The 25,770-nt window shown below is 71.8% G+C and carries 32 protein-coding genes; 7 read left to right on the top strand and 25 right to left on the bottom strand.

All coding sequences use genetic code 11. The annotated features are described in order from the left end of the window. Positions 1-4 precede the first annotated feature (4 nt). The gene (locus SHK19_RS05010; RefSeq protein ID WP_322456599.1) at positions 5-652 is read left to right on the top strand and encodes a TetR/AcrR family transcriptional regulator; all 648 of its coding nucleotides are present in this window, start codon (positions 5-7) and stop codon (positions 650-652) included. Here SHK19_RS05010 and SHK19_RS05005 read toward each other — a convergent pair. From SHK19_RS05005 to SHK19_RS04985, 5 genes are read right to left on the bottom strand one after another with little or no spacing between them, the layout of a single operon-like run. After that, positions 605-802, bottom strand: coding sequence for a ferredoxin (locus SHK19_RS05005; RefSeq protein ID WP_322456600.1), 198 nt, complete (start codon positions 800-802; stop codon positions 605-607). The two genes, SHK19_RS05010 and SHK19_RS05005, sit on opposite strands and share 48 nt — an antisense overlap. Further along, positions 799-2,025: an NADH-ubiquinone oxidoreductase-F iron-sulfur binding region domain-containing protein gene (locus SHK19_RS05000; RefSeq protein ID WP_322937997.1), complete on the bottom strand. Its 1,227-nt coding sequence runs from the start codon at positions 2,023-2,025 to the stop codon at positions 799-801. Before SHK19_RS05000 ends, SHK19_RS05005 begins: the two co-directional genes overlap by 4 nt. Next, entirely contained in the window at positions 2,022-2,573 is a 552-nt protein-coding gene (locus SHK19_RS04995; protein WP_322456602.1) for a ferric reductase, read from the bottom strand. Before SHK19_RS04995 ends, SHK19_RS05000 begins: the two co-directional genes overlap by 4 nt. Further along, the gene (locus SHK19_RS04990; protein WP_322937996.1) at positions 2,570-3,490 is read right to left on the bottom strand and encodes an FAD:protein FMN transferase; all 921 of its coding nucleotides are present in this window, start codon (positions 3,488-3,490) and stop codon (positions 2,570-2,572) included. The genes SHK19_RS04995 and SHK19_RS04990 overlap by 4 nt, the downstream gene beginning before the upstream one ends. 1 nt (position 3,491) lies before the next feature. Next, positions 3,492-3,938, bottom strand: a complete 447-nt coding sequence (locus SHK19_RS04985; RefSeq protein WP_322937995.1) for a hypothetical protein — start codon at positions 3,936-3,938, stop codon at positions 3,492-3,494. A 171-nt stretch (positions 3,939-4,109) separates the two neighbouring features. On the opposite strand from SHK19_RS04985, the gene SHK19_RS04980 reads away from it, so the two are divergent. Next, the gene (locus tag SHK19_RS04980) at positions 4,110-4,676 is read left to right on the top strand and encodes a hypothetical protein (RefSeq protein ID WP_322937994.1); all 567 of its coding nucleotides are present in this window, start codon (positions 4,110-4,112) and stop codon (positions 4,674-4,676) included. Between the two features lie 3 nt (positions 4,677-4,679). On the opposite strand, the gene SHK19_RS04975 is transcribed toward SHK19_RS04980, so the two are convergent. Both SHK19_RS04975 and SHK19_RS04970 read right to left on the bottom strand, forming a co-directional pair. Continuing rightward, positions 4,680-5,960 (bottom strand): sensor histidine kinase, encoded by a 1,281-nt coding sequence (locus SHK19_RS04975; RefSeq protein ID WP_322456606.1) that lies wholly within the window; start codon positions 5,958-5,960, stop codon positions 4,680-4,682. Further along, entirely contained in the window at positions 5,957-6,649 is a 693-nt protein-coding gene (locus SHK19_RS04970; protein ID WP_322456607.1) for a response regulator transcription factor, read from the bottom strand. The genes SHK19_RS04975 and SHK19_RS04970 overlap by 4 nt, the downstream gene beginning before the upstream one ends. Before the next feature lie 56 nt (positions 6,650-6,705). Here SHK19_RS04970 and SHK19_RS04965 point away from each other — a divergent pair, with 56 nt between their 5' ends. Next, on the top strand, positions 6,706-7,257 hold the full coding sequence (locus SHK19_RS04965; RefSeq protein ID WP_322456608.1) for a hypothetical protein: 552 nt from the start codon (positions 6,706-6,708) through the stop codon (positions 7,255-7,257). Here SHK19_RS04965 and SHK19_RS04960 read toward each other — a convergent pair. From SHK19_RS04960 to paaA, 13 genes are all read right to left on the bottom strand, one after another. After that, on the bottom strand, positions 7,217-8,128 hold the full coding sequence (locus SHK19_RS04960; RefSeq protein WP_322937993.1) for an ABC transporter permease: 912 nt from the start codon (positions 8,126-8,128) through the stop codon (positions 7,217-7,219). The genes SHK19_RS04965 and SHK19_RS04960 overlap by 41 nt on opposite strands. Next, positions 8,125-9,012 carry an ABC transporter ATP-binding protein gene (locus SHK19_RS04955; protein ID WP_322456610.1) on the bottom strand — a complete coding sequence of 296 codons (888 nt, stop codon included), beginning with the start codon at positions 9,010-9,012 and terminating at the stop codon, positions 8,125-8,127. Before SHK19_RS04955 ends, SHK19_RS04960 begins: the two co-directional genes overlap by 4 nt. Next, a complete protein-coding gene (locus SHK19_RS04950; RefSeq protein WP_322456611.1) occupies positions 9,009-9,404 on the bottom strand; it encodes a GntR family transcriptional regulator in 396 nt (131 codons plus the stop codon). The genes SHK19_RS04955 and SHK19_RS04950 overlap by 4 nt, the downstream gene beginning before the upstream one ends. Positions 9,405-9,481: 77 nt before the next feature. After that, the gene (locus SHK19_RS04945; protein ID WP_322937992.1) at positions 9,482-10,282 is read right to left on the bottom strand and encodes an enoyl-CoA hydratase/isomerase family protein; all 801 of its coding nucleotides are present in this window, start codon (positions 10,280-10,282) and stop codon (positions 9,482-9,484) included. Continuing rightward, positions 10,279-10,719, bottom strand: coding sequence for a hydroxyphenylacetyl-CoA thioesterase PaaI (gene paaI, locus SHK19_RS04940; protein WP_322937991.1), 441 nt, complete (start codon positions 10,717-10,719; stop codon positions 10,279-10,281). The genes SHK19_RS04945 and paaI overlap by 4 nt, the downstream gene beginning before the upstream one ends. Then, on the bottom strand, positions 10,716-11,549 hold the full coding sequence (locus SHK19_RS04935; protein WP_322456614.1) for a 3-hydroxyacyl-CoA dehydrogenase family protein: 834 nt from the start codon (positions 11,547-11,549) through the stop codon (positions 10,716-10,718). Before SHK19_RS04935 ends, paaI begins: the two co-directional genes overlap by 4 nt. Further along, positions 11,546-12,301, bottom strand: a complete 756-nt coding sequence (locus SHK19_RS04930; RefSeq protein ID WP_322937990.1) for an enoyl-CoA hydratase/isomerase family protein — start codon at positions 12,299-12,301, stop codon at positions 11,546-11,548. Before SHK19_RS04930 ends, SHK19_RS04935 begins: the two co-directional genes overlap by 4 nt. After that, positions 12,298-13,464, bottom strand: a complete 1,167-nt coding sequence (locus tag SHK19_RS04925) for a thiolase family protein (RefSeq protein ID WP_322937989.1) — start codon at positions 13,462-13,464, stop codon at positions 12,298-12,300. Before SHK19_RS04925 ends, SHK19_RS04930 begins: the two co-directional genes overlap by 4 nt. 41 nt (positions 13,465-13,505) lie before the next feature. After that, positions 13,506-14,591, bottom strand: a complete 1,086-nt coding sequence (paaE, locus tag SHK19_RS04920; protein WP_322937988.1) for a 1,2-phenylacetyl-CoA epoxidase subunit PaaE — start codon at positions 14,589-14,591, stop codon at positions 13,506-13,508. A 1-nt stretch (position 14,592) separates the two neighbouring features. Beyond that, positions 14,593-15,114 carry a 1,2-phenylacetyl-CoA epoxidase subunit PaaD gene (gene paaD / locus SHK19_RS04915; protein ID WP_322937987.1) on the bottom strand — a complete coding sequence of 174 codons (522 nt, stop codon included), beginning with the start codon at positions 15,112-15,114 and terminating at the stop codon, positions 14,593-14,595. Beyond that, positions 15,111-16,046: a 1,2-phenylacetyl-CoA epoxidase subunit PaaC gene (gene paaC, locus SHK19_RS04910; protein WP_322456619.1), complete on the bottom strand. Its 936-nt coding sequence runs from the start codon at positions 16,044-16,046 to the stop codon at positions 15,111-15,113. The genes paaD and paaC overlap by 4 nt, the downstream gene beginning before the upstream one ends. 15 nt (positions 16,047-16,061) lie before the next feature. Next, positions 16,062-16,358 (bottom strand): 1,2-phenylacetyl-CoA epoxidase subunit PaaB, encoded by a 297-nt coding sequence (gene paaB, locus SHK19_RS04905; protein ID WP_322456620.1) that lies wholly within the window; start codon positions 16,356-16,358, stop codon positions 16,062-16,064. Next, complete coding sequence (gene paaA, locus SHK19_RS04900) at positions 16,355-17,314, bottom strand: 1,2-phenylacetyl-CoA epoxidase subunit PaaA (protein ID WP_322456621.1); 960 nt, start codon at positions 17,312-17,314, stop codon at positions 16,355-16,357. The genes paaB and paaA overlap by 4 nt, the downstream gene beginning before the upstream one ends. A 117-nt stretch (positions 17,315-17,431) precedes the next feature. Between paaA and paaZ the strand changes: the two genes are divergently transcribed. Together paaZ and SHK19_RS04890 are read left to right on the top strand one after the other, a co-directional pair. Then, positions 17,432-19,495 (top strand): phenylacetic acid degradation bifunctional protein PaaZ, encoded by a 2,064-nt coding sequence (gene paaZ / locus SHK19_RS04895; RefSeq protein WP_322937986.1) that lies wholly within the window; start codon positions 17,432-17,434, stop codon positions 19,493-19,495. Positions 19,496-19,504: 9 nt separating this feature from the next. Beyond that, the gene (locus tag SHK19_RS04890) at positions 19,505-19,828 is read left to right on the top strand and encodes an NIPSNAP family protein (protein ID WP_322937985.1); all 324 of its coding nucleotides are present in this window, start codon (positions 19,505-19,507) and stop codon (positions 19,826-19,828) included. Positions 19,829-19,845: 17 nt separating this feature from the next. Here SHK19_RS04890 and SHK19_RS04885 read toward each other — a convergent pair whose 3' ends face one another. Genes SHK19_RS04885 through pdhA form a run of 3 tightly spaced genes read right to left on the bottom strand, consistent with a single transcriptional unit; the run spans position 19,846 to position 23,272 of the window. Further along, entirely contained in the window at positions 19,846-21,204 is a 1,359-nt protein-coding gene (locus tag SHK19_RS04885) for a dihydrolipoamide acetyltransferase family protein (RefSeq protein ID WP_322937984.1), read from the bottom strand. Beyond that, entirely contained in the window at positions 21,201-22,187 is a 987-nt protein-coding gene (locus SHK19_RS04880; protein ID WP_322937983.1) for an alpha-ketoacid dehydrogenase subunit beta, read from the bottom strand. Before SHK19_RS04880 ends, SHK19_RS04885 begins: the two co-directional genes overlap by 4 nt. Next, on the bottom strand, positions 22,184-23,272 hold the full coding sequence (gene pdhA / locus SHK19_RS04875; RefSeq protein ID WP_322456626.1) for a pyruvate dehydrogenase (acetyl-transferring) E1 component subunit alpha: 1,089 nt from the start codon (positions 23,270-23,272) through the stop codon (positions 22,184-22,186). Before pdhA ends, SHK19_RS04880 begins: the two co-directional genes overlap by 4 nt. A gap of 131 nt (positions 23,273-23,403) precedes the next feature. Here pdhA and SHK19_RS04870 point away from each other — a divergent pair, with 131 nt between their 5' ends. Beyond that, positions 23,404-23,865: an Lrp/AsnC family transcriptional regulator gene (locus tag SHK19_RS04870; RefSeq protein WP_322456627.1), complete on the top strand. Its 462-nt coding sequence runs from the start codon at positions 23,404-23,406 to the stop codon at positions 23,863-23,865. A gap of 33 nt (positions 23,866-23,898) precedes the next feature. On the opposite strand, the gene SHK19_RS04865 is transcribed toward SHK19_RS04870, so the two are convergent. Next, on the bottom strand, positions 23,899-24,519 hold the full coding sequence (locus SHK19_RS04865; RefSeq protein WP_322456628.1) for an NAD(P)-dependent oxidoreductase: 621 nt from the start codon (positions 24,517-24,519) through the stop codon (positions 23,899-23,901). Positions 24,520-24,661: 142 nt separating this feature from the next. Here SHK19_RS04865 and SHK19_RS04860 point away from each other — a divergent pair, with 142 nt between their 5' ends. Then, positions 24,662-25,075, top strand: coding sequence for an SRPBCC family protein (locus SHK19_RS04860; protein ID WP_322456629.1), 414 nt, complete (start codon positions 24,662-24,664; stop codon positions 25,073-25,075). On the opposite strand, the gene SHK19_RS04855 is transcribed toward SHK19_RS04860, so the two are convergent. Then, a complete protein-coding gene (locus tag SHK19_RS04855; protein WP_322456630.1) occupies positions 25,048-25,767 on the bottom strand; it encodes a type 1 glutamine amidotransferase in 720 nt (239 codons plus the stop codon). The genes SHK19_RS04860 and SHK19_RS04855 overlap by 28 nt on opposite strands. Between the last annotated feature and the right edge of the window lie 3 nt (positions 25,768-25,770).

The raw sequence follows: 25,770 nt of genomic DNA, 5'->3' as shown, positions 1-25,770 counted from the left end.
GCCGATGGGTCATCACGGCTGGCAGGGCAACCCACCGCGGACGGAGGTCGAGGCACGGGAGCGCATCGTCGCCGCGGCTGCCACCTGCCTCGAGAAGTTCGGGCCCGCCAAGACCACGCTCTCCGACGTGGCGAGCGAGCTCGGAGTCACCCGGCAGACGGTCTACCGCTACTACGCCAACCTCGCCGAGCTCCTCGGCGCCGTCGCCCAGGCCGGCCTGGAGGACTTCGTCGACCGCATGCAGCGCCACCTCTCGACCTTCACGACTCCGTCCGACGTAGCGATCGAGTCGATCGTGTTCGCCGTGCAGGCGATCCCGCGCGAACGGCGTATCGGCGCGCTCTTCCAGGCCGGGGAGACCGAGATCTTCAGCAGGGACGTGACCTCGTCGATGGCGGTCGCGGTGGGCGCCGACATCCTGCGCCGGGTCCCGGTCGACTGGTCGGAGATCGGGGTCGCCGCCGACGAGCTGGACGGTCTCGCCGAGATCCTGATGCGGCTGTTCGTGTCGTTCCTGCAGCATCCGGCGGACCCCCCGCGGTCCGCGGACGAGCTCCGGGCGCTGGTACGGCGATGGCTCGGCCCGGCGCTGGCGCCGAGCCGGTCACTTGACGAGTCGCAGGGCCATCCGCGGGCACCCCTGGACGGCTGACCGCGCCGCGGACACCAGCTCCGGCGTGACCTCGCCGGTGACCACCGGGAAGCCCCAGTCGTCCAGCTCGATCACCTCGGGAAGCAGCTCGTAGCAGAGTCCGCGCGCCTGGCACGACGGCCAGTCGACCCGCAGTCGCTGGGTCTTCATGCCGACCTCCCGATCCGGTCCCGCCGGTAGGAGCACCCACCGCGCGCGTGCCGCTCGACCTCGCCGTGGAACCGGGTGAGCACCGAGCGGACCATCCGCGCGGTGCCGTCGGGATGCGCGCAGGCGCCCCGCCGCTCGACCAGCCCGCACAGCCGCTCGGTCTCGGCCAGACCGGCGATGCCCGACGTCACCCGCTCCAGCGCCCGGGCCAGCTCCGGCAGGCCGTTGCGGCAGGGCCCGCAGCGGCCCGCGCTCTCGCCGGCCAGGTAGGACGTGATCGAGGTGGCGAACGTGAGCGGACAGCCGTCGGGCACGAGCACCACGCCGGCACCGAGGGTGAGGTCCACCGCGCCGAGTCCGGCTCGGGACACCGTCAGGTCGCGCAGCTCGCCCGCATCGGCCCACGTGCCGTGATAGCCACCGAGGAGCACCGGACGGTCGACTCCGTCCTGCGCGAGCACCGCCTCCCACTTCGTCCCGAAGGGGACCTCGACGACCCGGCGGCCGAGGTCGTCGTGGATGGTCAGCAACGCCGTGCCCGGCTCCTCCGGGGTGCCGTGTGCCAGGTAGGCGTCGACACCGTGCAGCACCAGGATCGCCAGCTGGGCGAAGGTCTCGCCGTTCGACAACAGCGTGGGGCGACCGCGGTGGCCGCGCACCGCCGCCGGCTGCCATGACGTCACCGGCTTGTTCGGCCGACCGGCCATCAGCTCGATCACGGCCGTCGCCTGGCCTGCGACGAAGGCCTCGTCCGCGCGGTGCACGACGAAACCGATCCGTTCGTCCGGACGCTCGCGCAGCGCCGTCTCGATCGCCGCGCGGACCTGGAGGTCGGTGCCCGGGACGACCAGGTGCACCTCCCGGCTCCCCAGCACCCGCGCGGCAACGACCGCACCGTCCAGGACCAGGTGCGGGGCCGTGAGCGCGAGCGCAGCGTCCTTGCAGCTGGCCGGCTCCCCCTCGCTGAGGTTGACGACGACGTACGGCCGGCCGGACGCCTCGGCCGTGGCCTCCAGCTTGCGGCCGAACGGGAAACCCGCCCCGCCGCGGCCACGCAGCCCGACCCGCTCGAGGTCGGCGAGGAGCGGGGTGAGCTGTGGGCGACCGGGCTCCCCGTGCCGCGAGCGGTGAGCAGCCAGGGACGGTCCCGCGTCGATCGCCGAGAGGAGCGCGGGCCCGCGCTCCACGTCGACGCCGATGGGACCCAGCACTCGTGCGGTCATGCCGGTTCTCCTTCCGTTCCGGGCGCGCTGGCGGACGCCAGGCGCACGAGGACAGCGACGGCCACGACGAACGCCGCTGCCGAGTAGCCGATCAGCGCCCAGGTCTCGCCACTGTCGGTGCCGATCATCAGGCCGTGCACGAGACCCAGCGCCCAGGCCAGGTAGGCGAGCTGGTGCACGCGTTGCCAGGCGCTCAGCCCGAGCCGCGCCCGCACCGCGGTGGTCACCAACACCGCGAGGATGAGGTCGGTCGCGAGGGTGCCGACGCCCAGCCAGAGCGGCTCGTACGCCGCGCCGTACGGGACGAACGCGTGCCACCAGCGGATGTCGACGAACTCGTCGAGCACCGCGGTGAGGATGTGAGCGACCAGCAGCACCGCGGCGAACAGGCTCAGGTTGCGGTGCAGCGAGCGCGAGACGAAGGCGGGAAGGAGCGACCCGGCCCGCCCCCTCACGGCCAGCACCCCGAGCACCACGGTCGCGGTGAGGACGCCGAGCAGGACGAATCCCGTGCCCCGGTTGAGGAACCACAGCATTGCGTCGCTCATGCCGCTGTCTCCTGTGACGATGCCGCCGGCCAGCTCCCGACGCGGCGGACGGTGCCGTCGGCCAGCACCAGACGGGCGTGCACGCCATGTGCGGCCAGCCACGCTTCCGCCTCGTCGCCGAGCACCAGCGCGGCCGTCGACGCCACGTTGGCCCCGACGGCGGTCTCGCCGAGGGCGGTCGCGGTGCGCACCTCGCCCGTGACCGGCGCGCTCGTGCGCGGGTCGATCAGGTGGTGGGCCCAGCCGTCCTCGGTGCGCCACCGGCGGGCCAGGAGGGTGGACGTCGCCATCCCGCCGTTGCCCAGGTCGACGGTCTGGCCGACCGGACTCCCCTCGGTCTCGGTGACCCGGACCGGCCACGACAGGTCCGCCGGAGACACGACCCGTACGTCGCCGCCGAGGCTGATCAGCACCCCGCACCCGAGCTCGGCGGCCACGGTGTCCGCGACCAGGTCGGCGGCCCACGCCTTGGCGGTCGCACCGAGGTCAAGGAGGCAATCGGGCGGCAACCAGAGCGCGCCGACGTCCCACCGGATCTCCCGCCAGTCGGCCGTCGGCTCCACGACCTCGGGTACGGCGCGCGCGGGCCGTCGCACGAGCTGCTCCAGGTCCACGTCGTAGCCCCAGCTGACCAGCGCCCGTCCGACACAGGGATCGACGAGTCCGTCGGTGATGCGCGCCGCTTCGACGGCGACCCGGGTGGCCTCGACGAGCAGCGGGTCGACCTCCACCCAGCGGCCGGGCGCCGCGTTGAGCCGCGACAGGTCGGAGTCGGCGCGGAACCGGCTGCAGGTCCGGTCCACGGCCGCCAGGAGTCGCCGGGTCAGCACCTCGGCCCGCAGCAGCATCCGGTCGTCCGAGACGCACAGCTGGACGTAGGTGCTCCACACCCGCCACCTGCTCACGCCGTAGCCCATGTCAGGAGCCCGAGGAGTCCGCCGGCGGCGGAGGGGGCGGGGGCGCCGGCTGCGGGGCCGGACCGCCCGGACCGGAGTTCGCGCTCGAGCCGTTCGAGCTGCTGCCGGAGCTGCTGGAGCTGGTCGAGCTGGTCGAGCTGGTCGAGCTCGACGTGCTGGTGGAGGCCGGGGCGCTCACCTCGCCACCGCCGACCGTGACCTGGACGACCCGGGTCACCACCTCCGTCTTCACCGGCCGCTCCAACGTCTTGACCCGCGGCCGTCGCGGTCTGGCCGCGGCAGGCGACGCCGCCTGCTTGCCGGCGCTCTCGGCCGCCTCCCGCGCGGTCTTGGCCTCGGCCATGCCCGTGGCCGCTCCGGTCGCGCCGGCCACCGCGCAGGTGGCCAGCCCGGTCACCGCTGCGACCGCGAACCGGTAGCGGTCGCGGCGCTTCGCGTCGTACGTCATCTCGTTCCTCCTCCGAAGGGGACGACGACGATCGTCGGAGCGCGGACCGTAGGACGTCCTCAGCCCTCCGTTAAGAACAGGTCATGACCGATCGACGCGGGCGGCGATCCTTGACGCGGCCTTGATGCTCCCGCGATGTGCTCCTATCCCTCGCGCCCGGATGCTGCGGGCATGAAGCTCACGAGTCTGGCCGTCATGGCCGTCAGCGCGGCAGCAGCCGTCACGACCGGCGTCGCTTCGTACGAGGCGTTCGCCCCGGCCGAGGCGCCGTCCGCCGAAGCCGCACCCACGGGCACGAAGGCGCGGTCGAGCCGCGTCACCCAGTTCGCCGACTGCCCCCGCGACACCGTGCTGCGGGGGAAGTTCTGCATCCGGACCGAGGAGCGCGTCCTCACGGAGTACGTCGCCGCGCCCGCGCCACCTACGCAGCAGAGCGCGGTCGCCACCACCACCGACCCGACCGGCGAGCACAGCCCGTCCGGGGATCGGGACGACGACGCGCGAGACCCGGACGACCACGACGACGTCGACGACCACGTGGACGAGCCGGACGACGACCACGACGACCACGACGACGATCACGACGACCACGACGACCACGACGACCACGACGACCACGACGACCACGACGACGATCACGACGACCACGACGATGACGATCACCACGACGACGATCACGACGACGACGACGATGACGATGACGACGACGATGACGACCGGGACGACCGCGACGACTGACTCTCAGGCGGTCGCGTGCTGCGCGGCGGGCAGCGTCAAGGTCACCGTCGTCCCTGCGCCGGACCGGATGTCCATGGTGCCGCCGATCGCCGCGACCGTACGCCGCGCGATCTGCAGCCCCAGCCCGGTCGAGCCGGGCCGCTCACCAGCGTCGCCCGGGGAGCCGATCCCCGGGCCGGTGTCGGAGATCTCCATCAACACCTGGCCGCCGGGAGCCTCCAAGGTCACGTCGATCGCTGCGTCCTCCGGTGTGTGGGCGAAGACGTTGTCGACGAGGACGTCGAGCACGTCGGTGAGGTCGGCGGCATCGACCGCCACCGGCGCCGGGCCGTCCGTCAGTCGCACCCGCACCGGGCGTCCCTGGTCCTCGGCCAGCGCGGACCAGAACGCCATCCGGTCGGCGACGACGGTGCGGGCGTCGCAGCCGGCCCGGATCGTGTGCCGCACCGGCCGCCGGGCGTCGCGGACGATGGCGTCCACGGTGCGCTGGAGGTGGGCGACGTGCTCCTGGAGCCGCTGAGCGACACCGGGATCCGCCACCGCCTCGGCGTCCAGCCGCAACGCGGTCACCGGCGTCCGGAGCCGGTGGGAGAGATCACCCACCGCTGCCCGCTCGGCGACCAGCAGCTCACTGATCCGGTCGGCCAGCTGGTTGAGGGCGTCGGCCAGCTCGACGGTCTCCGGCGGGCCGCTCGGCACCGCACGGACGTCGAGCTCACCGTCGCGGAGCTGCAGCGCGACGTCGGCGAGCGCGGTCACCGGGGTCGAGATGCGCCGCGCGAACCGGTCGGCGATCACGAGCGCGGCGATGATCAGGAGGAGGCCGAGCAGCCCGAGCGCGAACCAGGCGCGGGTCACCCCCGCCGACAGCTGCTCGTCACTCACCTGGGCGTGGACGACATAGGTACCGTCGGCCGTCACCACCGGCGAGAGGATGGTGACGCCGTCGTCGTCGGAGGTCGTGAAGGCAGCGCCCTCGCGGGCCCTTTCGACGTCGGGATCGGTCGGCAGGTCGGCGTCACCGTCACCCATCACCGTGCCGCGGGGCGTGACCACGCTGGTGGCGGCGAACGTGCTCGCGGTGGCGGTCCGGACCACGTCGGGGAGACCGGGGTCGCCGTGCAGCCCGGAGACGATCAGGGCCACGTCGTCGGCGTCGTCCCGGGCCGTGCTGACCGCCCGCTCATGGGCCAGCGTCTGGACCAGCAGGCACAGCGGGATCACGAACCCGAGGATCACCGCTGATGTCGTCGCCGCGACCAGCCAGCCGATGCGCCGCCTCATCCGGTCGGGCCCTCGGGTGGGGCGAGCCGGACACCCACTCCCCGCACGGTGTGCAGGTAACGCGGCTCGGCGGCCGTCTCACCCAGCTTGCGCCGCAGCCAGGACAGGTGGACGTCGAGCGTGCGGTCGGCCCCGCCGTACGGCTGCTGCCACACCTCGGCGAGCAGCTCCCGCTTGGTGACCACCTCCCCCACGCGTTCCGCCAGGGCGAGCAGCAGGTCGAACTCCCGGCGCGCCAGCTCGAGCTCCCGCCCGGCCAGGCTCGCCCGACGGGCACGGGAGTCGATCACCAGCTCCCCGATCTCGATCGGTCCGCCGTCCGGACCGGTCGCCGACCTGCGAAGCACCGCGCGGATCCTCGCCGCCACCTGCTCGATCCCGAAAGGCTTGACGACGTAGTCGTCGGCACCCTGGTCCAGCGTCGCCACGATCGACTGGTCGTCGTCGTCCGCGGTCACCACGATCACCGGCACGTCGGAGACGGCGCGGATCATCGCGAGCAGCTTGCGACCGTCGATGTCGGGCAGCCCCAGGTCGAGGATGACGACGTCCGGCCGGTCCTTGACGACCAGCTCGAGGACGGGGAGGCCGGACGGGTACGACGTCACCGCGTGGCCGCGCTCGGTCAGCCCGCCGATCAGCCCGCGACGGATCCCCGGGTCGTCCTCGACGACGACGACGCTCGCCATGGCTCGAAGGTACGGGAACCCGCCCGCCCGCACGAAGACACGCGAGAATGGGTGCGATGAAGAGACGATGGCTGATCACGGCGCCGCTCGCGTGGGTGGGCGTCGTCGCGGTCGTCGCGCTGGTCGCGTGGTGGGTGATCGACGATGCCGGAGAGAGCGTCCTGACCCAGCCTGCCCGTGAGGTGATCACGCCGACCCCGGACGCATCCGACACCACCGCACCCGACCCGTCCGCGTCCGGCAGTGCTCGGCCGCAGCCGTCCGCGAGCGCGACCGACGGACCGACCACCGCGCCGCCGCCGGACACCTCCGCACCCCCGCCCACCACTGCGGAGTCGACGGCCGGATCCCCTGAGCAGCCGGCGCCGGTGCGGCGTACCAGCACCTGGCAGGGCGAGGAGGGACTGCTCCGGGTCTCGTGCACAGGCCATGACCTGCAGTTGGAGGGGGCCACGCCTCAGGACGGCTACGAGATCGACAAGAACGAGCGGAGGAGCGGCAGCGAGCTCGAGGTGCGGTTCCGCTCCATCGACGGCGACCGCCGGGTCGAGATCGAGGCGAGGTGCGTCAACGGCGTGCCGGCGTTCGCTGTGGAGCGGGATGACTGACCGGTGCCCTTGATCCCACGACGAGGCGCCAGGTGACCGCGAGCAGCACGATCGTGACCCCAGCGAGGATCGCGCTCTCGATCAGCTGGAACTCCCAGAACCTGTCGGCCGGATGGAAACGGACGAGGGATGTCGGAGCGGTCGGGCCGTCGACAGGTCCCTCCACCACCACGTCGTGGATCGGCAGGCCCTTCATCTCTACTGCCGGGTCGTCCGTCGTCAGGGGTTCGCGGTAGCGAGGACGGAGGAGGAACTCGACGGGGAGACGGACCAGGAGGTAACCAGCGACGGTGATGGCGGCGGCCACCAGCGTCCGCCTCACGACGAGACCGGCCAGGATCCCGATCGCGACCGCCACGATGACGTATGCCGGGAACACCAGGACTGCATGGTTGAACTTCGCCGTGGTGAACTGATGAGGCGCGGTGGGCGCGAACCACCAGGTCACACCTGCGGCAAACACCACCGAGACAGCCAGCACGCCGCCGAGGACCAGCGCGAGCTTCGCGGCCAACCACCGACGCCGGGTCACACCTTGCGTCCAGGCCAGCTGCCAGGTGCCCTGCTCGTACTCGCGGGCCAGTAGGGGCGCTCCGATGAGCATGCCTGCCAGCATCGGCAGGAAGGGCAGATAGGCGGCGAACTGTCCCGGCAGGAAGCCGTATCGGCTGTCGAAGTCGGCCAGGACGTCGCTGCAGGAGCCGGTGTCCTCCGAGAGAACCATCTTCGCGTGACATGCCGCGACTCCGTCGCGGTCGTACGCCTCGTGCATCGGGATGCCGTGCAGCACCAGCAGGATGCCGAGTCCGACCAGGATGACTCCGGCGCCGAGGAGCTCACCCCGGTGCTGCCGCCAGACCAGCCAGGTCATGGCTTGGCCGCCTGTTCGTACGCCGGTCGGCTGTCGTCCTGAGAGCGCTTCAGGTAGGCGAGCACCAGTTCCTCCAGCCCGACCGGATGGGGCTCCCAACCCGGCATCGGGGAGGCCGAGTCGATACGGGTGAGGACGTGAGCATGGCGGTCGGCCTGGTCGACGTGGACGACCCCTGGCCAGTCGGGCACCTCCGCCCCCGGCCCGGTCACCATCCGGTGACTGTCGAGGAGGGTCTCGATATCACCTGCCAGCTGCACCCGTCCGTCGGCAACGAGCACGAGGTGGTCGCACACTCGCTCGAGCTCGCCCACGTTGTGGGAGGACAGGAGCACGGTGAGGTCGCCGTCGGCCACGGTGCCCATGAGCTGCTGCATGAACTCGCGCCGCGCCAGGGGGTCCAGGCTGGCGACCGGTTCGTCGAGGATCAGCAGCCGCGGCGACTTGGCGAGAGCCAGGGTGAGCGCCAGCTGCGCCTGTTCGCCGCCGGACAGACGCCCGGCGTGCCGATCCATCGGGATCCCGAGCTCGGCGAGCCGGCGCTCGGCGAGGGCCTGGTCCCAGCGCTCGTTGAGTGAGCGGCCCAGGTGAAGGAGCTCGCGGACCCGGAATCGGCGGTAGAGCGGGTGGTCCTGGGCGACGTAGCCCAGTTGTGCGAGCGCCCTCGGCGACCGGTCGGGCGCCAGCTCGTCCAGCAGGGCGACCGTTCCCGTGGAGGGTCGGATCAGACCGGCAGCCAGCTGGAGCAGCGTCGTCTTGCCCGCGCCGTTCGGCCCGACCAGGGCGATCACTGCTCCAGTCGGCAGCAAGAGGTCGCAGTCCTGGAGCGCCCAGGTGCTGCCGTAGCGCTTGCCGAGGCCGGACGCGGCCAGCGCCACGTTCACGCGGCTCCCTCCTCGGCCAATTCCCGGCGCACGATGGCGATCAGCGCCGCGATCGCGTCGTCATCCAGGCCAGCGTCCTCGGCACTCGCCAGCCACCGCTCCAGGGCCCGCCGGAGGGCGGCGTAGCGCGCCGGTGGGATCGTCGTCCGGGGTGCACCCGTCACGAAGGTGCCGACGCCGGGCTTCGCCGAGACCAGGCCCTCCTGCTCCAGCTGGCGGTAAGCCTTGGAGACGGTGTTCGGGTTGATCGCGAGCTGCTCGACGGCCTCGCGGATCATCGGCAACTGGTCGCCGTCCTCCAGGTAGCCCAGCAGCACCGCTTGACGTACCTGATGTACGAGCTGGAGATAAGGCGGTACGCCGGTCTTGGTCTCCAGGCGAAAGACGAACATGCGCTATCTCCTCTGCTTTCCTAGGCTCATAGGAAAGCAGGAGTGTGCCGACGGGTCAACCACCTGACCCGCGCCGGCTACTCCCCGGCGAAGGTCGGCCGCTCGCGGTTGAGGAAGGCGGTGACCGCGCCGATGTGGTCCTGGGTCATGCCGCACCGGGCCTGGGCGACCGCCTCCTCGCCCAGCATGTCGGCGAGGGGCCGGTCGAGGCCGACGGCCAGCAACCGCTTGGACTCGGCGTAGGCGAGGGTGGGGCCGGCCGCCAGCCGGACGGCGGTCCTGGTCGCGGCGGCCTGCACCTCGTCGGCCGGCACGATCTCACCGCTGATGCCCCACGGCACCGCCTCTTCGGGCGTGAAGTTGCGACCGAGCAGCACCAGCTCCCGGGCGCGCGCCTCGCCGACCGCCCGCGGCAGCGTGCTCGATAGACCGGAGTCGCAGGTCAACCCGATGCCCGAGAAGGCCGTGCCGAGGGTGGCACCCGCGGCGAAGACCCGCAGGTCGCAGGCGAGGGCGAAGCCCAGCCCGGCGCCCACGCAGGTGCCGTTGACCGCGGCGACCACCGGCTTCGGCATGGTCGCGAGCGCCGTGACGATCGGCGAGTAGTGCTGGGCCACGGTGTCGAACGCCGTCGCCGGGTCGGCCTCGAGCGCGGCGGCGTGCTCGCCGAGGTCCTGCCCGACGCAGAACGCCGGCCCCGCCCCGGTGAGCACGACCGCCCGCACGTCGCCGTCGGCCGAGACCGCGTCGAGCGCCTCCACGAGGGCGCGCTTGAGCTCGACGGTGAGCGCGTTGCGGCGGTCCCCGCGGTTGAGGGTGACGGTCGCGACCGCTTGGTCACGCGCGATCAGGACGGGTGCGGTGTCGTCAACGGTCATCGTTGCTCCTCCAGGACGGGTCGCCCGAGCGACCGGCTGCGGCCGCGGAACTCCGCGACCACCTTCTCACCACAGCGGACCGTGACGTCGTAGACACCGGACCGGCCGCGGAGCGCCACCTCCCGCGCGTCGGCGACGAGCAGGTCGCCGAGCCGAGCGGGCTCGAGGATCTCGACGGCGAAGCCGGAGGCGACGGTGACGGTGCCGTGGCTGTTGCAGGCGAAGGCGAAAGCACTGTCCGCCAGCGCCGCGATCAGACCGCCGTGGCACAGGTCGTGGCCGTTGACCATGTCGGGGCGCACGGCCATGGACAGCCGCGCGCGGCCGGGGGTCACGCTCTCGAGCACCATGCCGAGCGACTGGCTGGCACGGTCGGAGGCCCACATGGTCTCGGCGCACGCCGTCGCCAGCGCCATGGGGTCGGCCACCTCGCTCACCACTGGTAGAACCCCTGACCGGTCTTGCGTCCGAGGTGACCCGCAGCCACCTTGTCCCGCAGCACCTGGGGCGGAGCGAAGCGCGGGCCGAGCTCGCGCTCGAGGTGCTCGGCAATGGCGAGCCGGACGTCGAGACCGACGATGTCGGTGGTGCGCAGCGGCCCCACCGGGTGCCGGTAGCCGAGCGTCATCGCGGTGTCGATGTCGGCGGCGGAGGCCACCCCCTCGTCGAGCATCCGCATCGCCTCGAGCGCGAGCGCGACGCCGAGTCGGCTGCTCGCGAACCCGGGTGAGTCCCGCACCGTGATGGCGGTCTTGCCGAGGGCCGCGACCCAGGCCTGCGCATCCGCGACGAGGCCCGGTGCCGTCCGCGCGCCGACGACGATCTCGACCAGGTCGCTCACCGGGACCGGGTTGAAGAAGTGGAGGCCGACCAGCCGCGAGGGGTCCGGCAGGGCATCGGCCAACTGGTCGATCGACAGCGAGCTGGTGTTGCTGCCGATGACGGCGTCGGGTGCGACCGCGGTGATGCGCTCGAGGACCTGGCGCTTCACGTCGACGAGCTCGGGCACCGCTTCCACGACCAGCGGGCACCTGGCCAGCGCGGCCGGGTCGTCGACGACCTCGACGGCGCCCTCGACCACGGCACCCTTGGCCACGGCCTTCGCCAGGCTCGTCTCGATCCGCGCCCGTGCCGCTGCAGCGGTCTCCGCGTCGCTCTCCACGACGGTGACCCGGGCGCCGGCGACGGCGAACACGTGGGCGATGCCGCCGCCCATCCGACCGCCGCCGTACACGCCGACGGCGTCCGGGAGTGTCGTCGCGGTCATCGCTTCTCCTCGTCCGATCTGGAACGCCGCTCGAGGAACGACGTCATCCGGTCGTGCTTCTCCTGGGTCTCGAACAGCACCGCCTGCGCGACGTCGTCGATCAGCGGGTGGGCGTCGCGCGGCGCGTGGAAGACCGACTTCGTGAGACGTACGGCGAGCGGTGCCTGGCCGGCGATGCGGTCGGCCAGACGATGGCCGGCTGCGTCGAGCTCCTCGGCGGGCACGACCTCGTTGAGCAGCCGGGCGGAGAGCGCCTCGTCCGCGTCGAGGACGCGACCGGCCAGCAGGATCTCCTTCGCCAACGGCTCACCGACCAGCTCCTTGAGCCGCCAGGCCGCGCCCGCGGCGGCGAGGATCCCCAGCCCGGGCTCGGGATTGCCGATCCGGACCGTGGGCGTGCCGATCCGGAAGTCGCAGGCGTAGGCCAGCTCGGCGCCGCCGCCCAGTGCGTAGCCGTCGATCAGCGCGACCACCGGCATCGGCAGCTTGTGGATGCGCTCGAAGATCCCGGAGTTGATCCCCGCCAGTGCGTCTTCCCGCCGGCGCTCGCGCAGCTGGGCGATGTCGGCGCCAGCGGCGAAGGTGCCGCCCGACCCGGCGAGCAGCGCCACCAGCGGCGTCGCCTCCAGGGTGCGGCACGCCTCGTGCAGTGCCTCGACCGTCGCCAGGTCGATCGCGTTGCGCACCTCGGGTCGGTTGAGCCGGATGACGACCCGGTCGGCGTGCTCCTCGACCAGCACGGGGTCCGTCATGGCCGCTCCAGCAGCAGAGCGGAACCCTGCCCGACACCGACGCACATGGTGGCGAGGCCACGACGGGCGTCCAGTCGCTCGAGCCGGTTGAGCAGGGTGACCGTCAGGCGGGTCCCCGAGCACCCGAGCGGGTGGCCGAGCGCGATGGCGCCGCCGTCGGCGTTGACGATCTCCTCGTCGAGCCCGAGGTCACGGATGCAGGCGAGCGACTGGGAGGCGAAGGCCTCGTTGAGCTCGACGGCATCGAGGGTGTCGATCGTCCACCCGGCGCGGGTGAGCACCTTGCGGGTGGCCGGCACGGGGCCGATCCCCATGATGTCCGGCGCGACGCCGGCGTTGGCTCCGGCGACGACGCGGGCGCGAGGTCGGAGGCCGACCCGCTCGGCATACCGCTCGCTCACGAGCACGACGGCAGCAGCACCGTCGTTGAGCGAGCTCGAGTTGCCGGCCGTGATGACGCCGTCCGGCCCGTGGATCGGCCGCAGCTGCGCGAGCTTCTCCGCCGTGGTGTCGGGCCGCGGCCCCTCGTCCTGAGTGACCTCGCCGACCGCGACGATCTCGGCGTCGAAGTGCCCGTTCTTCTGCGCGGCCAGCGCCCGCTGGTGCGACCGCAGCGCGAACGCGTCGAGCTCCTCGCGTCCCAGGCCCCAGCGTTCGGCGACGCGCTCCGCGGTCTGCGGCATGGTGAGGGTGGTGTCGGCGTCGAAGGCGGGGTTGGGGAACCGCCAGCCGATCGAGGTGTCCCAGCTCCGGCCGGGCTTCGCCCAGGCACGGGCCGGCTTCTCGATCACCCACGGGGCGCGGGTCATCGACTCCACCCCGCCGGCGACGACGACGTCGGCGTCACCGGACGCGATCATCTGCCGTGCCGTCGCGATCGCGGTCAGACCGGATGCGCACAGCCTGTTCACCGTGAATCCGGGGACCGAGTCGGGCAGGCCGGCGAGAAGCGTGGCCATCCGGGCGACGTTGCGGTTGTCCTCCCCGGCCTGGTTGGCGGCGCCGAGGACGACCTCGTCGACGTCCGTCGGGTCGATGCCGCTCCGGTCGACCACGGCTCGCACCACCAGCGCCGCGAGGTCGTCGGGACGTGCCGCTGACAGCGCACCGCCGTACCGGCCGATCGGCGTCCGGACGGCGTCGAGGATGAATGCCTCGGGCAAGGGGGCTCCTTGTTCCTGGGTTCCTGGGGTCCTGGGTCCGGTCAGGCGTCGAAGTCGATGGTGACTTCCGGACTCACCGGGAAGGTCTGGCAGGTGAGGACGAAGTCGCGGGCGACCTCGTCGGGTTCGAGGGCGTAGTTGCGGACCATGTCGACCTCGCCGTCGCACACCTTCGCCCGGCAGGTGCCGCAGACGCCGCCCTTGCAGGCGAACGGCAGGTCCGCCCGCAGCTCCTGCGCCGAGTCGAGGATCGTCTTCCCGCGCTCCATCGGCGTGGTCGTCGTCCGCCCGTCGAGGGTGATCGTGACCTCGCTGGTGACGCCGTCGACGACCCGGTCGGGGTGTCGGAGCTGCGGAGGTGGCTCGTCGACGTAGAACAGCTCGAAGTGCACGCGGTCGTGGGGGACGCCGAGCTCCGCAAGCACCTCGCGGGCGTCCGCCAGCATGCCGATCGGTCCGCAGATCCAGACGTGGTCGACGTCCGCGACGGGCACCAGCATGGTGAGGATCGCACGGAGCCGGTCGGCGTCCAGGCGGCCGGAGAAGAGCTCGACGTCGCGCGGCTCGCGCGAGAGCACGTGGACCAGGTCGAGCGCACGATGGTGGGCGTCCTTGAGGTCCGCCAGCTCCTCGGCGAACATCACCGACGTCGTCGTGCGGTTGCCGTAGAGGAGGGTCACCTGCGTGTCGGGGTTCGCGAGCACCGTTGCGGCGATGGACAGCATCGGCGTGATCCCGGAGCCGGCGGCGATGCAGAGGTGCCGGCCGGCACCGTGCGGGTCCGCGCGGAAGCTGCCCGACGGGGCCTGCACGTCGATCCGGTCACCGGGCTTCACCTTGCGCACCAGCCAGGTCGAGAAGAGCCCGCCGGGGATCTCGCGCACGCCGATGCGCGGGGAAGCGCCCGCCGGCGAGCAGATCGAATAAGTCCGTCGGTGCTCGACGCCGTCGATGGTCCGCCGGAGGGTGAGGGACTGCCCGGCGTCGTACGCGAAGACGTCCGCCAGGTCCTCGGGGACGGCGAAGGTCACCGCGACCGCGTCGTCGGTGAGCCGCTCCACGTCGCTGACGGTCAGCGTGTGGAACCCGGCCCGGGTGCGCGGCTCGGGAGGCGCGGCGGTGGTCACCTCAGATCTCCTTCACGTGGTCGAAGGGCTCGCCACACCCGCGGCACTGGTACATCGCCTTGCAGGCGGTCGACCCGAACTCCGAGGTGAGGCCGACGTCGTCGGTGCCGCACCGGGGGCATCGGACCGCGCGGCGGGTCGGCGTCAGCTGGAGCGGGACCGGTCCGGTCCTCACCGGCGCGGATCCGGGGGGTGAGATGCCGGCCGACGCCAGCGCCGCCCTGCCGGCAGGCGTGATCCAGTCGGTGGTCCAGGCGGGGTGGAGGGCGACCCGGACCCGCGCCCCGGGGAATCCCGCGTCGCGAAGCGTCCGCATCAAATCGTCGCGCATGGTGGCCATCGCCGGACAGCCGGAGTACGTCGGCGTGATGGCCGCGACCACCCCGCCGTCCTCGTCGATCGTCACGTCGCGGAGGACCCCGAGGTCGACGAGCGTGAGCATCGGCAGCTCGGGGTCGACGACCGTGGCCGCTGCCGCCCAGGCGCGCGAGAGGACCTCGGCGCGGTCGAGGACGGCGGTCACCACTGACCCTCGGGATGTGCGCGGGCCACGACCTGCATCTCGGCGAGCAGCAGGCTGAACGCCTCGGTGTGCCGGCCGTCGCGACCCTTCCGCCCCTGCACGCCGGCCAGTCCGGGTCGTTCCGGTCGCTCGACCCCGCTGGCAGCGAAGACCTGCTCGAGCACGACGTCGACCTCGGCCGCGACGTCGCTCGGGTCGACGCCGACACCGGCCGCCGCGGCAGCGCGTTCGACGTCGTGGGACTCGAAGAGCTCGCTCCACAGCGGCCAGAGCCCGTCGAGCGCGGTCAGCAGCCGACGCCGCGACTGCTCGGTGCCCTGGGCGAGGGTCAGGAACCAGCGCCCGGCGAAGTCACGGTGGTAGGCCAGCTCCTTCACGCCCTTCGCGGCGACGGCCGCGAGCACCGCGTCCCGGCTCCCCGCCATTCGCTCGAAGAGCGCGAGCCGCCAGGAGGAGAAGAGCAGGATCCGGACCACGGTCTCGGCGAAGTCGCCGTTGGGGACCTCGGCGAGACGCACGTTGCGGAACTGCTGGTCGTCACGGAAGAACGCCAGCCGGTCCTCGTCGGGGACCGGGGAACCGTCGGGCAGCGCGGGTACGACGCCGGGGTCGGCCGCCGCTGACCGCGCCAGCAGCAGCCGCGCCTGTCCCAAGAGGTCGAGCGCGATGTTGGCGAGCGCGATGTCCTCCTCGAGGTCCGGGGCGCGGCTGCACCACTCGGCCAGGCGCTGCGACAGGATCAATGCGTCGTCGCCCAGCATCAGGCAGTACGTCGCCAGCACGCCCGGGTCGACCCCGTCGGGCACCGTGGTGTCGACGCCGGCGAGAGGGTCCTCGAAGTCGGTCCCGAACGCCCAGTGGGAGTCGTTGACCAGCAGTCCGGAGTACGCCGACTCGTGGTCGTCCGGCTCATGGGTGTGAATGTTCGACATGTCGTTCCTCAGCCGTCACATGTGGGGGACGTTGTCGGGGATCTCGTAGAAGGTGGGATGGCGGTAGACCTTGTCGCCGCTGGGCGCGAAGAGCGGATCCTTCTCGTCGGGGCTCGAGGCGGTGATCGCCTCGGAGCGGACCACCCAGATGGAGACGCCCTCGTTGCGACGGGTGTAGACGTCGCGCGCGTGCCGTACGGCCATCTCGTCGTCTGCCGCGTGCAGCGATCCGACGTGGACGTGGTTGAGGCCGCGCTTGCCGCGCACGAACACCTCGTAGAGGGGCCACTCGCCCCGCACCTCGTTGCTCATGCCCTGCTCCCGTCGTTGGTCGAGGGGGTCGCTCTGGCGAACGCGAGGGCCGCCTCACGCACCCAGGCGCCGTCGTCCCACGCCTGCTTGCGGTGGGCGATCCGCTGCGCGTTGCACGGCCCGTTGCCCTTGACGACGTCCCAGAACTCGTCCCAGTCGGGCTGACCGAAGTCGTGCGCCTGCCGTTCCTCGTTCCAGACCAGGTCGGGATCGGGAAAGGTGACGCCGAGCGCCTCGGCCTGCGGCACCGACATGTCGACGAAACGCTGGCGCAGCTCGTCGTTGGTGTGGGTCTTGATGCCCCACGCCATGGACTGCTCGGTGTTCGGGGAGGCGTCGTCCGGCGGGCCGAACATCATCAGCGCCGGCCACCAGAACCGGTTCACCGACTCCTGCACCATCGCGCGCTGCTCGTCCGTGCCGCGCATCATCGTCATCAGCAGCTCGTAGCCCTGCCGCTGGTGGAAGGACTCCTCCTTGCAGATCCGGATCATCGCGCGGCCGTAGGGCCCGAACGACGTACGGCACAGCGGGACCTGGTTGCAGATGGCCGCGCCGTCGACCAGCCAGCCGATGGTCCCGACGTCGGCGTAGGACAGCGTCGGGTAGTTGAAGATCGAGGAGTACTTCTGCTTCCCCGAGATCAGCATCTCGGTCAGCTCGTCCCGGGAGACCCCGAGGGTCTCGGTGGCCGAGTAGAGATAGAGCCCGTGGCCGGCCTCGTCCTGCACCTTGGCGAGCAGGATCGCCTTGCGGCGCAGCGACGGCGCCCGGCCGATCCAGTTGCCCTCCGGCTGCATGCCGATGATCTCCGAGTGCGCGTGCTGGGCGACCTGGCGGACCAGCGTCTTCCGGTAGGCGTCGGGCATCCAATCACGCGGCTCGATGCGGTCCTTGCGGTCGATGGTCGCCTCGAACTGGGCGGCGAGCTCGGACTCCGCGACGGCCGACGACATGAGTACCTCCGAGGCAGCTGAGACCTATTTACTGACCGAACGGTCTGTAATACTGTGACACACGCATCCCGGGTCGCGCAACGGCGCGCCCCCACCCGGATCGAAAGGTTGCGAACCGTGAGCGCACTGCTGGAGAGCTACGTCGCGGGCCACTGGTTCCGCGCCCAGGACGAGGGCGAACCGCTCCTGGACGCGGTCACCGGCGAAGAGGTCGCCCGGGTGTCGACCCGCGGCCTCGACTTCGCCGCGCTGGTCGCCCACGCCCGCGAGGTGGGCGGTCCCGCCGTACGCCGACTGACCTTCCATGAGCGGGCCGGCATGCTCAAGGCGCTGGCCAAGCACCTCGGTGGGTTCAAGGACGAGTTCTACGCGCTGTCGCTCCGCACCGGTGCCACGCAGCGCGACTCGATGGTCGACATCGACGGCGGCATCGGCACCCTGTTCTCCTACTCGAGCAAGGGCACCCGTGAGCTGCCCAACGACACGGTCGTGCTCGACGGCGTGACCGAGCCCCTCGGCCGCGGCGGCGCGTTCGTCGGCCAGCACGTCTACACCTCGCGCACCGGCGTCGCGGTCCAGATCAACGCATTCAACTTCCCGGTCTGGGGCATGTTGGAGAAGCTCGCACCGGCCTTCCTCGCGGGCCTGCCCAGCATCGTCAAGCCCGCCAGCCAGACCGCCTACCTCACCGAGGCGGTCGTCCGCCGGATCATCGAGTCCGAGATCCTGCCCGCCGGCAGCCTGCAGCTGGTGGCGGGCAGCGCCGGCACCCTGCTCGACGAGCTCGACGAGCAGGACTCGGTCGCCTTCACCGGATCGGCGCACACCGCCGCCATCCTGCGCAACCACCGGTCGGTGCTCCACCGGGGCGTGCGGCTCGGTGTCGAGGCGGACTCGCTCAACTGCTCGATCCTCGGCATCGATGTCACCGCGGAGGACCCCGAGCTCGATCTCTTCGTCAAGGGCGTCGTCACGGAGATGACGGTCAAGGCCGGGCAGAAGTGCACGGCCATTCGACGGGCGATCGTGCCCGACGCGTTGGCCGACACGGTGGTCACCGCGATCAGCGACCGGCTCGCCAAGATCGCCGTCGGCAACCCGGCGAACGAGTCGGTGCGGATGGGCGCGCTGGCCAGCCGCAGCCAGAGGGACGAGGTGCGCAAGGCGATCGAGGCGCTGCGCAACAGCGCCGACATCGTGTACGGCAACCCCGACCGGGTCGACGTCGTCGACGCGGACGCCGAGCAGGGCGCGTTCCTCTCCCCCGTGCTGCTGCGCGCACACCCCGGCGCCACCGAGCCGCACGACGTCGAGCCCTTCGGCCCGGTCTCCACGGTCCTGACGTATTCCACGACCGACGAGGCGGTCGCCCTCGCCGCCCGCGGCAGGGGCAGCCTGGTGGCATCGCTGGTCACCCACGACCCGGCCATCGCCCGCCAGGTCACCCTCGGTCTCGCCCCGTGGCACGGCCGGGTGCTGGTGCTCGACCGCGACGACGCGGCCGAGGCAGCGCAGGCAGGGGGCCACGGCAGCCCGCTCCCCAACCTCGTCCACGGCGGCCCCGGTCGCGCGGGCGGCGGTGAGGAGCTCGGCGGCATCCGCGGCGTGCTCCACCACATGCAGCGCACCGCGATCCAGGCGTCGCCCGACATGCTCACCGCGATCACCGGCCGTTGGACGACGGGTGCCGAGCGCCGGGTCGACGAGGGCCACCCGTTCCGCAAGAGCCTCGCCGAGCTGCGGATCGGCGACAGCATCGTGTCGGACTCACGCACGGTCACCCTCGCCGACATCGACCACTTCGCGGAGTTCACCGGCGACACGTTCTACGCCCACACCGACCCCGAGGCCGCGGCCGCCAACCCGCTGTTCGGCGGCATCGTCGCCCACGGCTACCTGGTCGTGTCGCTCGCCGCCGGCCTGTTCGTCGAACCGAACCCCGGCCCGGTGCTGGCCAACTTCGGCGTGGACAACCTGCGGTTCCTGACCCCGGTGAAGGCCGAGGACACCATCCGCGTGACGCTCACCGTCAAGCAGGTCACCCCGCGCACGTCCGCCGACTACGGCGAGGTCCGCTGGGACGCCGTGGTCACCAACCAGGACGACGCGCCGGTCGCGACGTACGACGTGCTCACGCTGGTCGCGAAGACCTGGCCGCAGGAGGACGCCGCTACCAACTAGCGTGCGCCCGTGATCACCTGCGTCATCGACTACACGATCGATCCCGCCAAGACGGCCGACTTCGAGCGGTTCGCCGCCGAGTGGATCCGGCTGGTCAACGAGCACGGCGGCCAGCACCACGGTTACTTCCTGCCCGCCGAGGGCGCGAGCGACCGCGCGCTGGCGCTCTTCACCTTCCCGTCGCTGGCGCGGTACGAGGAGTTCCGCGCCCTGTTCGGCGAGCACCCGGAGTTCATCGCCGCCGACCGCATCCGCGACGAGTCGGGGTGCGTGGTCCGCTACGAGCGGACCTTCATGCGGCCGGTGTTCGCGGGTGATTCGCCGACGGCCTAGGCGCTGCCCCTCGTGGATCAGAGGCCGCGGATCGCGGCGGCAGGGTCCTCGATCGCGTCGGCGACGACGCGCATGAAGCCGGCGGCCGTCCCGCCGTCGCAGACTCGGTGGTCGAAAACGAACGACATCTGGGTGATCTTGCGGGGCACGATCGCGCCGTCGACCACCCACGGTCGGTCGAGGATCCGCCCGAACCCGAGGATCGCCACCTGGGGATGGTTGATGATCGCCGCGCTGCCGTCGACCCGGAACCCGCCGTAGTTGTTGAGGGTGAAGGTCCCGGCGGCCAGCTCCTCGGCCGTCGCCCGTCCTTCCCGGGCACGCGAGGTGAGGGCGCGGATCGCGGCGTCGAGCTGGTCGGTGGTCATCGTCTCGGCGTTCAGGACCGCCGGCACGACGAGCCCGCGTTCGCTCTGCACGGCGAGGCCGAGGTGGATGTGGTCGTGCTCGACGATCTCCTGCCGCTCGACGTCGAGGCGCGCGTTGAGGACCGGGTACTGCTTCAGGCCGGCGACGACGAAGCGGGCGAGGTAGGCCAGCAGCCCGGGGCCGGGATCAGCGGCCGTGCGGGTGCCTTCCCGCAGCTCCCACAGGGCCGTGGCGTCGACGTCGACCCAGACCGTCGCCTCTGGGATCTCGCTGCGGCTGCGGCTCAGCTGCGCCGCCACCGCCTTGCGGAAGCCGTTGAGCGGTGTACGGCGTTCGCCGGTGCCGCTCGGCGTTGCCGCGGGCGTGGCGGGACTCGGCTTCTCGCGGTCGGCCAGCGCGCGCACGACGTCGCTGCGCGTGATCACGCCGCCCTCGCCGGTGGGGGTGACGTCGGCGAGGTCTACGCCTCCGTCCCGGGCCAGGCGTCGTACGAGGGGCGAGATGACGAGCGGCGGCTTGCCCGGACCCGTTGCCGGGGACGGGGGTGGCGGAGACGGCGCCGCCGCCACCTTCACGGGAGCAGACGCGACCGGTCGCGGCCTGCGCTTGCGACCGCGGCCGCCGGCCTCGGCGGTGCCGTAGCCGATGAGCACGTTGCCCGAACCGGCCCGCTCCTCCTCGCGGTACGCCTCGGCCGCGGGAGTCGTGGCAGCGTCCGTGGAGACCACGGGGTCTGGGGGATCTGTCGGGTCGGCCGCGTCGACGGTGATCAGCGGCGAGCCCACGGGCACGGTCGCGCCCTCGGCGCCGTGCAGGGTAGCCACCCGGCCGGCGTACGGCGACGGCACCTCGACGAGGGACTTGGCGGTCTCGACCTCGACGATCGCCTGGTCGACGGCGACCTGGTCGCCGACGGCGACGAGCCAGCGCACGATCTCCGCCTCGGTGAGCCCCTCCCCCAGGTCGGGGAGCCTGAACACCTGGGCGCCCGCGGTCGACGTGGTCATGAGTGCTCCCACTGCAGGTCGTCCACGGCGTCGAGGATCCGGTCGACGCTGGGCAGGTGGAGGTGCTCGAGCTTGGGCGGTGGGTAGGGGATGTCGAAGCCGGTGACCCGTCGGACCGGAGCGGCGAGGGAGTGGAAGCACCGCTCGGTGACCCGGGCGACGATCTCGGACGAGACGCTGGCGAACCCGGCCGCCTCGGCCACGACGACGGCGCGGCCGGTCGAGCGGACCGCGTCGCAGACCGTCGCGTCGTCGAACGGCACGATCGACCGGACGTCGACGACCTGGAGGCTGCGGCCCTCCTGGGCAGCGACCTCGGCGGCGTCCAGCGCGGTGGGGACCGAGGGGCCGTAGGCGATCAGGGTCGCGTCCGTGCCCTCGCGCACCACCGCCGCCTTGCCGACGCCCGGGACGGGGGCTGCGAGATCGACCTCGTCCTTTGCCCAGTAGAGCTTCTTGGGCTCGAGGAAGACGACCGGATCGGGCGAGGCGATCGCCTCGCGCAGCAGGCCGTAGGCGTCGGCGGCGTTCGCCGGCGCCAGCACGTGCAGACCGGGGGTGTGGGCGTAGTAGGCCTCCGAGGAGTCGCAGTGGTGCTCGACGCCGCCGATGCCGCCGGCGTACGGCACCCTGATCACGATCGGCACGCTGACCTTGCCGCGGGTGCGGTTGCGGAGCTTGGCGACGTGGCTGACGACCTGCTCGAAGGCGGGGTAGGCGAAGGCATCGAACTGCATCTCGACGACCGGCCGCATGCCGTTCATCGCCAGGCCGACCGCCATGCCGACGATGCCGGACTCGGCGAGGGGGGTGTCGAAGCAACGGTCGTCGCCGAACTCGGCCGTCAGCCCGTCGGTGATCCGGAACACGCCGCCAAGCGGTCCGACGTCCTCCCCGAAGACCAGGACGGAGGGGTCCTCGGCGAGAGCGTCGCGCAGTGCGCGGTTGAGGGCCTGCGCCATCGTGAGTTTCTCGTGCGTCATCGCGCGACCTCCCTGGCCAGCTCGTCGGCGAGCATGGCGGCCTGCTCCTTCAGCTGCGGGGTGCGGCGGGCGTACACGTGGTCGAAGAGGTCGTCGGGCCTCGGCGAGACGTCGGTGTTGAGTCCGTCGCGGGTGTGGGAGGCGACCTCGTCGGCGGCCTCGGCGTACGCCGTCGCCTGCTCGTCAGTGAGCAGGTCGTGCTCGCGCAGGTAGGCCCCCATCCGGAGGATCGGGTCGCGGCCGGCCCAGGCGGCGACCTCCTCGTCCCGGCGGTAGCGCGTGGCGTCGTCGGCGTTGGTGTGGGCCTGGATGCGGTAGGTGTGCGCCTCGACCAGCTGCGGGCCCTCGCCGGCCCGAGCGCGGGCGACGGCGTCGCCGAGGACAGCCAGCAGCGCCGCGACGTCGTTGCCGTCGACGCGCTCGCCGGGGACGCCGTACCCGACGCCCTTGTGAGCGATCGACGGGGCGGCCGTCTGCCGGGAGAGCGGGACGGAGATGGCGTACTCGTTGTTCTGCACGAAGAAGACCACGGGTGCCCGGAAGACGGCGGCGAAGTTGAGCGCCTCGTGGAAGTCGCCCTCGCTCGTCCCCCCGTCGCCGCAGAGCGCCATCACCACCGTCGACTCACCACGCAGCCTGGCGGCATGGGCGACCCCGACCGCGTGCGGCAGCTGGGTGGCCAGCGGGGTCGCCTGCGGCGCGACCTTCTTCGCGTAGGGGTCGTAGCCGGAGTGCCAGTCGCCCTTGAGGAGCACGAGTGCTTCGACCGGGTCGACGCCGCGGGCGACGATGGCGGCGGTGTCGCGGTAGGTCGGGAAGAGCCAGTCCTCGTCGTCGAGCACCTGCGCCGCGGCCACCTGGCAGGCCTCCTGCCCGTGGGACGACGGGTAGACCGCGAGCCGGCCCTGCCGCACCAGCGCGTAGGCCTGGTCGTTGAGCCGACGTGCGGCGACCAGGGCGCCGTACGCCCGGAGCAACGCCGCGTCGCCAGGGACGGCGAAGCCCTCGCGGCCGGTCGCGCGTCCGGACGGGTCGATCAGCTGGACCGGCGTGTCCGATGGCATGAGGTCCAGATCACCTGTCATGGACTCAGCCTCCTCCGGATGCCAACTGGATTCCACTGGCGACAGAAATGCGAGAAGATGTCTACACGGACGCCTCGAAGATGTGCCGTTCGTCCAGAAGCACCGCACGCCGACCCACGAGGACGAGACACATGGCCAGCCCCCTCGACGACACCGACCACCGGATCCTCGACGCGCTCACCACCGACGGCCGGATGTCGATGCGGACGCTGGCCGAGACCCTTCACATCTCGCGCGCGAACGCCTACGCCCGGGTCGAGCGGCTCCGCGAGACCGGAGTGATCCGTGGCTTCCGTGCCGAGGTCGATCCGGCGCTGAGCGGCCTGGGTACGTCGGCGTACGTCACGCTCAACGTCCGGCAGGCGTCGTGGCGCCAGATCGCGGCGCAGCTGCGGGAGCTGCCGGGGATCACCCACATCGCGTTGGTCGGTGGCGAGTTCGACGTGGTCCTGCTCGTGCGGGCGCGCGACAACGCCGACCTGCGCCGTCTCGTCCTCGACGAGATCCAGGGCATGGACGGTGTGATCAGCACCCGCACCCTGCTGGTCTTCGAGGAGCCGGAACCCAGCGGCGCACCGGTCGGCCGCGGCTGAGCGCACGACCCGCCGATCCGCGGGCAGGCGTCCTCAGCTCTCGAGTGGGACCAGCACCCCGGCAGTGGCGGGGGCGGCTGCGGCTTCCAGCAGGCAGGCGGCAACGCTGGCCCGGGCCACCCGTGCCGGGAAGAGCCGGTGCGGTGCGTCCTGCAGCGGGACGGCGCGGTGGGAGGGACTCATCGCACCGTTCTTGAAGGGTCCCGAGTGCAGGACGATGCCTCCCGCGTCGAGCACCTGCTTGTCGGCGGCCTCCTTGTCGGGCAGCTCGCCCTTCATCGCCAGCTTCAGGACGGCGCGGGTCAGGGCGCCCGCTCGTTCGGCCGAGGCGCCGGTGCCGTAGGCCCCCAACCACACGACCCGCTTGGGGTTCGCCGCGATCAGCGAGCGGGCCCCCGCCGTGAGGACGCCCGGCTCCTCGCCGCGGGACACGCCCAACGTCCCGATGACCGCGTCACAACCACTGATCGCCTCGGCCACTGCCGCAGGCTCTGTGACGTCGGCTGAGACCTTGTGCAGAAGGTCGCCGGGCTCGAGGTCCAGCGCCTCCGCTGCGTGCCTCGAGACCGCGACCACGTCATGGCCCTGGTCGAGTGCCTGGCTGACGACCTCGCGACCGACTCCACCGGTTGCGCCGAGGACGGCGATCTTCATGGGAAACCTCTCGTGCTGGGAGTGGATCCACCGTAGGCGTCCGTGCCATCCCTCCGGAACTGCGCTTTCGGCACGCCCAGGCGTTACCGGAATGCACGCCAACCGCATTTCCTGACCGAGCGGTCTGGAATACGTTGATGGGATGTTCGGACAGACACGCACGTCCCGACGTTCGGCGACCCGCGCGGCGCACATCCCCAGCGCGCCGTCGGCCGTGACGGACTACCTGGCCGACCCACGGAACCTGCGGGAGTGGGCGCCCGACTTCGCCGAGTCGGTCACTGAGCAGGCTGGTCTCTGGCAGGTGTCGAAGGGCACCGGTTCGAGAATGGTGCGCGTCCGGACGGCCCCCGGCCTCGGCGTCGTGGACTTCGTCTCTGCGGACGACTCGGGACTGGGCGCCTTCCTCCGCGTGCTTCCCGACGGGCTCGGATCCCACGTGACCTTCACGATCGTCTTTCCCGCGGGGACCCCCGAGCAGGCGATCCTCGCGGAGATGGAAGGCGTCGACCGTGAGCTGCGGGCCCTTCAGTCGGTGCTCGCGGGTCCCGACTGACTCAGCTGACCGGCCCGGGCGGAAGCTCGGGAGGTGAAGTCCGAGAAGACCATCCGCGCGAGCTCGGCCATGGTCGGCTCCGCAGCTCTCAGAGCGGCTTCGTGGTCGATCCCCGCGGGCAGCTCGGCCGCCATCTCGGGAACGCTGAGCCAGCGGGCGAACAACGCCTGGTCGACCTCGAGGTGGAACTGAAGGCCTACGGCAGACCCCAGCCGAAAGGCCTGGTTCTCGCACTGGTCGGACCGTGCCAGCAGGTCGGCGCCCGACGGCAACGACACCACGTCCGCATGCCAGTGGAGTACATCGACGCGGTCACCGACCCGCCCGAGGACCGACTCAGCCATGACCTCGACCGGTGCGACACCGATCTCTGCCGTCTGGGCGGTCTCCAGTGAGCCTCCGCAGGCGAGGGCGAGCAGCTGGTGCCCGAGGCAGATCCCCAGACACGGAACGTCCGCCGTGACCGCATCCCGTAGGAGCGCCACCTCGTCCTCCAGGCGCGGGTGGTTTCGCCAGTCGGTGGCACGCATCGGCCCACCCATGACCACCACGCCGGCGAGCGATTCCACCTCGCCGAACCGGTCGCCTCGCAACGCGTTGACCGTGCGCACGTCGAGGCCCTCGGCGAGGCACTGCATGTGGATGCGGCCGGCCGGCTCCCAGGGCACGTGCTCGACGACGAGGACGCTCATCGG

Origin of the sequence: Nocardioides bizhenqiangii (assembly GCF_034661235.1) — a bacterium.
Lineage (GTDB): Bacteria > Actinomycetota > Actinomycetes > Propionibacteriales > Nocardioidaceae > Nocardioides > Nocardioides bizhenqiangii.
The sequence above is the reverse complement of the archived record's forward strand: the minus strand, read 5'-3'. Positions and strand labels throughout refer to the sequence as shown.

What these genes read in the sequence shown, in the direction of transcription:
- SHK19_RS05010 (WP_322456599.1), top strand. Translation starts at nt 5, where the DNA reads ATGGGTCATCACGGCTGGCAGGGCAACCCACCGCGGACGGAGGTCGAG.
- SHK19_RS05005 (WP_322456600.1), bottom strand. Translation starts at nt 802, where the DNA reads ATGAAGACCCAGCGACTGCGGGTCGACTGGCCGTCGTGCCAGGCGCGC.
- SHK19_RS05000 (WP_322937997.1), bottom strand. Translation starts at nt 2,025, where the DNA reads ATGACCGCACGAGTGCTGGGTCCCATCGGCGTCGACGTGGAGCGCGGG.
- SHK19_RS04995 (WP_322456602.1), bottom strand. Translation starts at nt 2,573, where the DNA reads ATGAGCGACGCAATGCTGTGGTTCCTCAACCGGGGCACGGGATTCGTC.
- SHK19_RS04990 (WP_322937996.1), bottom strand. Translation starts at nt 3,490, where the DNA reads ATGGGCTACGGCGTGAGCAGGTGGCGGGTGTGGAGCACCTACGTCCAG.
- SHK19_RS04985 (WP_322937995.1), bottom strand. Translation starts at nt 3,938, where the DNA reads ATGACGTACGACGCGAAGCGCCGCGACCGCTACCGGTTCGCGGTCGCA.
- SHK19_RS04980 (WP_322937994.1), top strand. Translation starts at nt 4,110, where the DNA reads ATGAAGCTCACGAGTCTGGCCGTCATGGCCGTCAGCGCGGCAGCAGCC.
- SHK19_RS04975 (WP_322456606.1), bottom strand. Translation starts at nt 5,960, where the DNA reads ATGAGGCGGCGCATCGGCTGGCTGGTCGCGGCGACGACATCAGCGGTG.
- SHK19_RS04970 (WP_322456607.1), bottom strand. Translation starts at nt 6,649, where the DNA reads ATGGCGAGCGTCGTCGTCGTCGAGGACGACCCGGGGATCCGTCGCGGG.
- SHK19_RS04965 (WP_322456608.1), top strand. Translation starts at nt 6,706, where the DNA reads ATGAAGAGACGATGGCTGATCACGGCGCCGCTCGCGTGGGTGGGCGTC.
- SHK19_RS04960 (WP_322937993.1), bottom strand. Translation starts at nt 8,128, where the DNA reads ATGACCTGGCTGGTCTGGCGGCAGCACCGGGGTGAGCTCCTCGGCGCC.
- SHK19_RS04950 (WP_322456611.1), bottom strand. Translation starts at nt 9,404, where the DNA reads ATGTTCGTCTTTCGCCTGGAGACCAAGACCGGCGTACCGCCTTATCTC.
- SHK19_RS04945 (WP_322937992.1), bottom strand. Translation starts at nt 10,282, where the DNA reads ATGACCGTTGACGACACCGCACCCGTCCTGATCGCGCGTGACCAAGCG.
- SHK19_RS04935 (WP_322456614.1), bottom strand. Translation starts at nt 11,549, where the DNA reads ATGACCGCGACGACACTCCCGGACGCCGTCGGCGTGTACGGCGGCGGT.
- SHK19_RS04930 (WP_322937990.1), bottom strand. Translation starts at nt 12,301, where the DNA reads ATGACGGACCCCGTGCTGGTCGAGGAGCACGCCGACCGGGTCGTCATC.
- paaC (WP_322456619.1), bottom strand. Translation starts at nt 16,046, where the DNA reads ATGTCGAACATTCACACCCATGAGCCGGACGACCACGAGTCGGCGTAC.
- paaB (WP_322456620.1), bottom strand. Translation starts at nt 16,358, where the DNA reads ATGAGCAACGAGGTGCGGGGCGAGTGGCCCCTCTACGAGGTGTTCGTG.
- paaA (WP_322456621.1), bottom strand. Translation starts at nt 17,314, where the DNA reads ATGTCGTCGGCCGTCGCGGAGTCCGAGCTCGCCGCCCAGTTCGAGGCG.
- SHK19_RS04885 (WP_322937984.1), bottom strand. Translation starts at nt 21,204, where the DNA reads ATGACCACGTCGACCGCGGGCGCCCAGGTGTTCAGGCTCCCCGACCTG.
- SHK19_RS04880 (WP_322937983.1), bottom strand. Translation starts at nt 22,187, where the DNA reads ATGACGCACGAGAAACTCACGATGGCGCAGGCCCTCAACCGCGCACTG.
- pdhA (WP_322456626.1), bottom strand. Translation starts at nt 23,272, where the DNA reads ATGACAGGTGATCTGGACCTCATGCCATCGGACACGCCGGTCCAGCTG.
- SHK19_RS04870 (WP_322456627.1), top strand. Translation starts at nt 23,404, where the DNA reads ATGGCCAGCCCCCTCGACGACACCGACCACCGGATCCTCGACGCGCTC.
- SHK19_RS04865 (WP_322456628.1), bottom strand. Translation starts at nt 24,519, where the DNA reads ATGAAGATCGCCGTCCTCGGCGCAACCGGTGGAGTCGGTCGCGAGGTC.
- SHK19_RS04860 (WP_322456629.1), top strand. Translation starts at nt 24,662, where the DNA reads ATGTTCGGACAGACACGCACGTCCCGACGTTCGGCGACCCGCGCGGCG.
- SHK19_RS04855 (WP_322456630.1), bottom strand. Translation starts at nt 25,767, where the DNA reads ATGAGCGTCCTCGTCGTCGAGCACGTGCCCTGGGAGCCGGCCGGCCGC.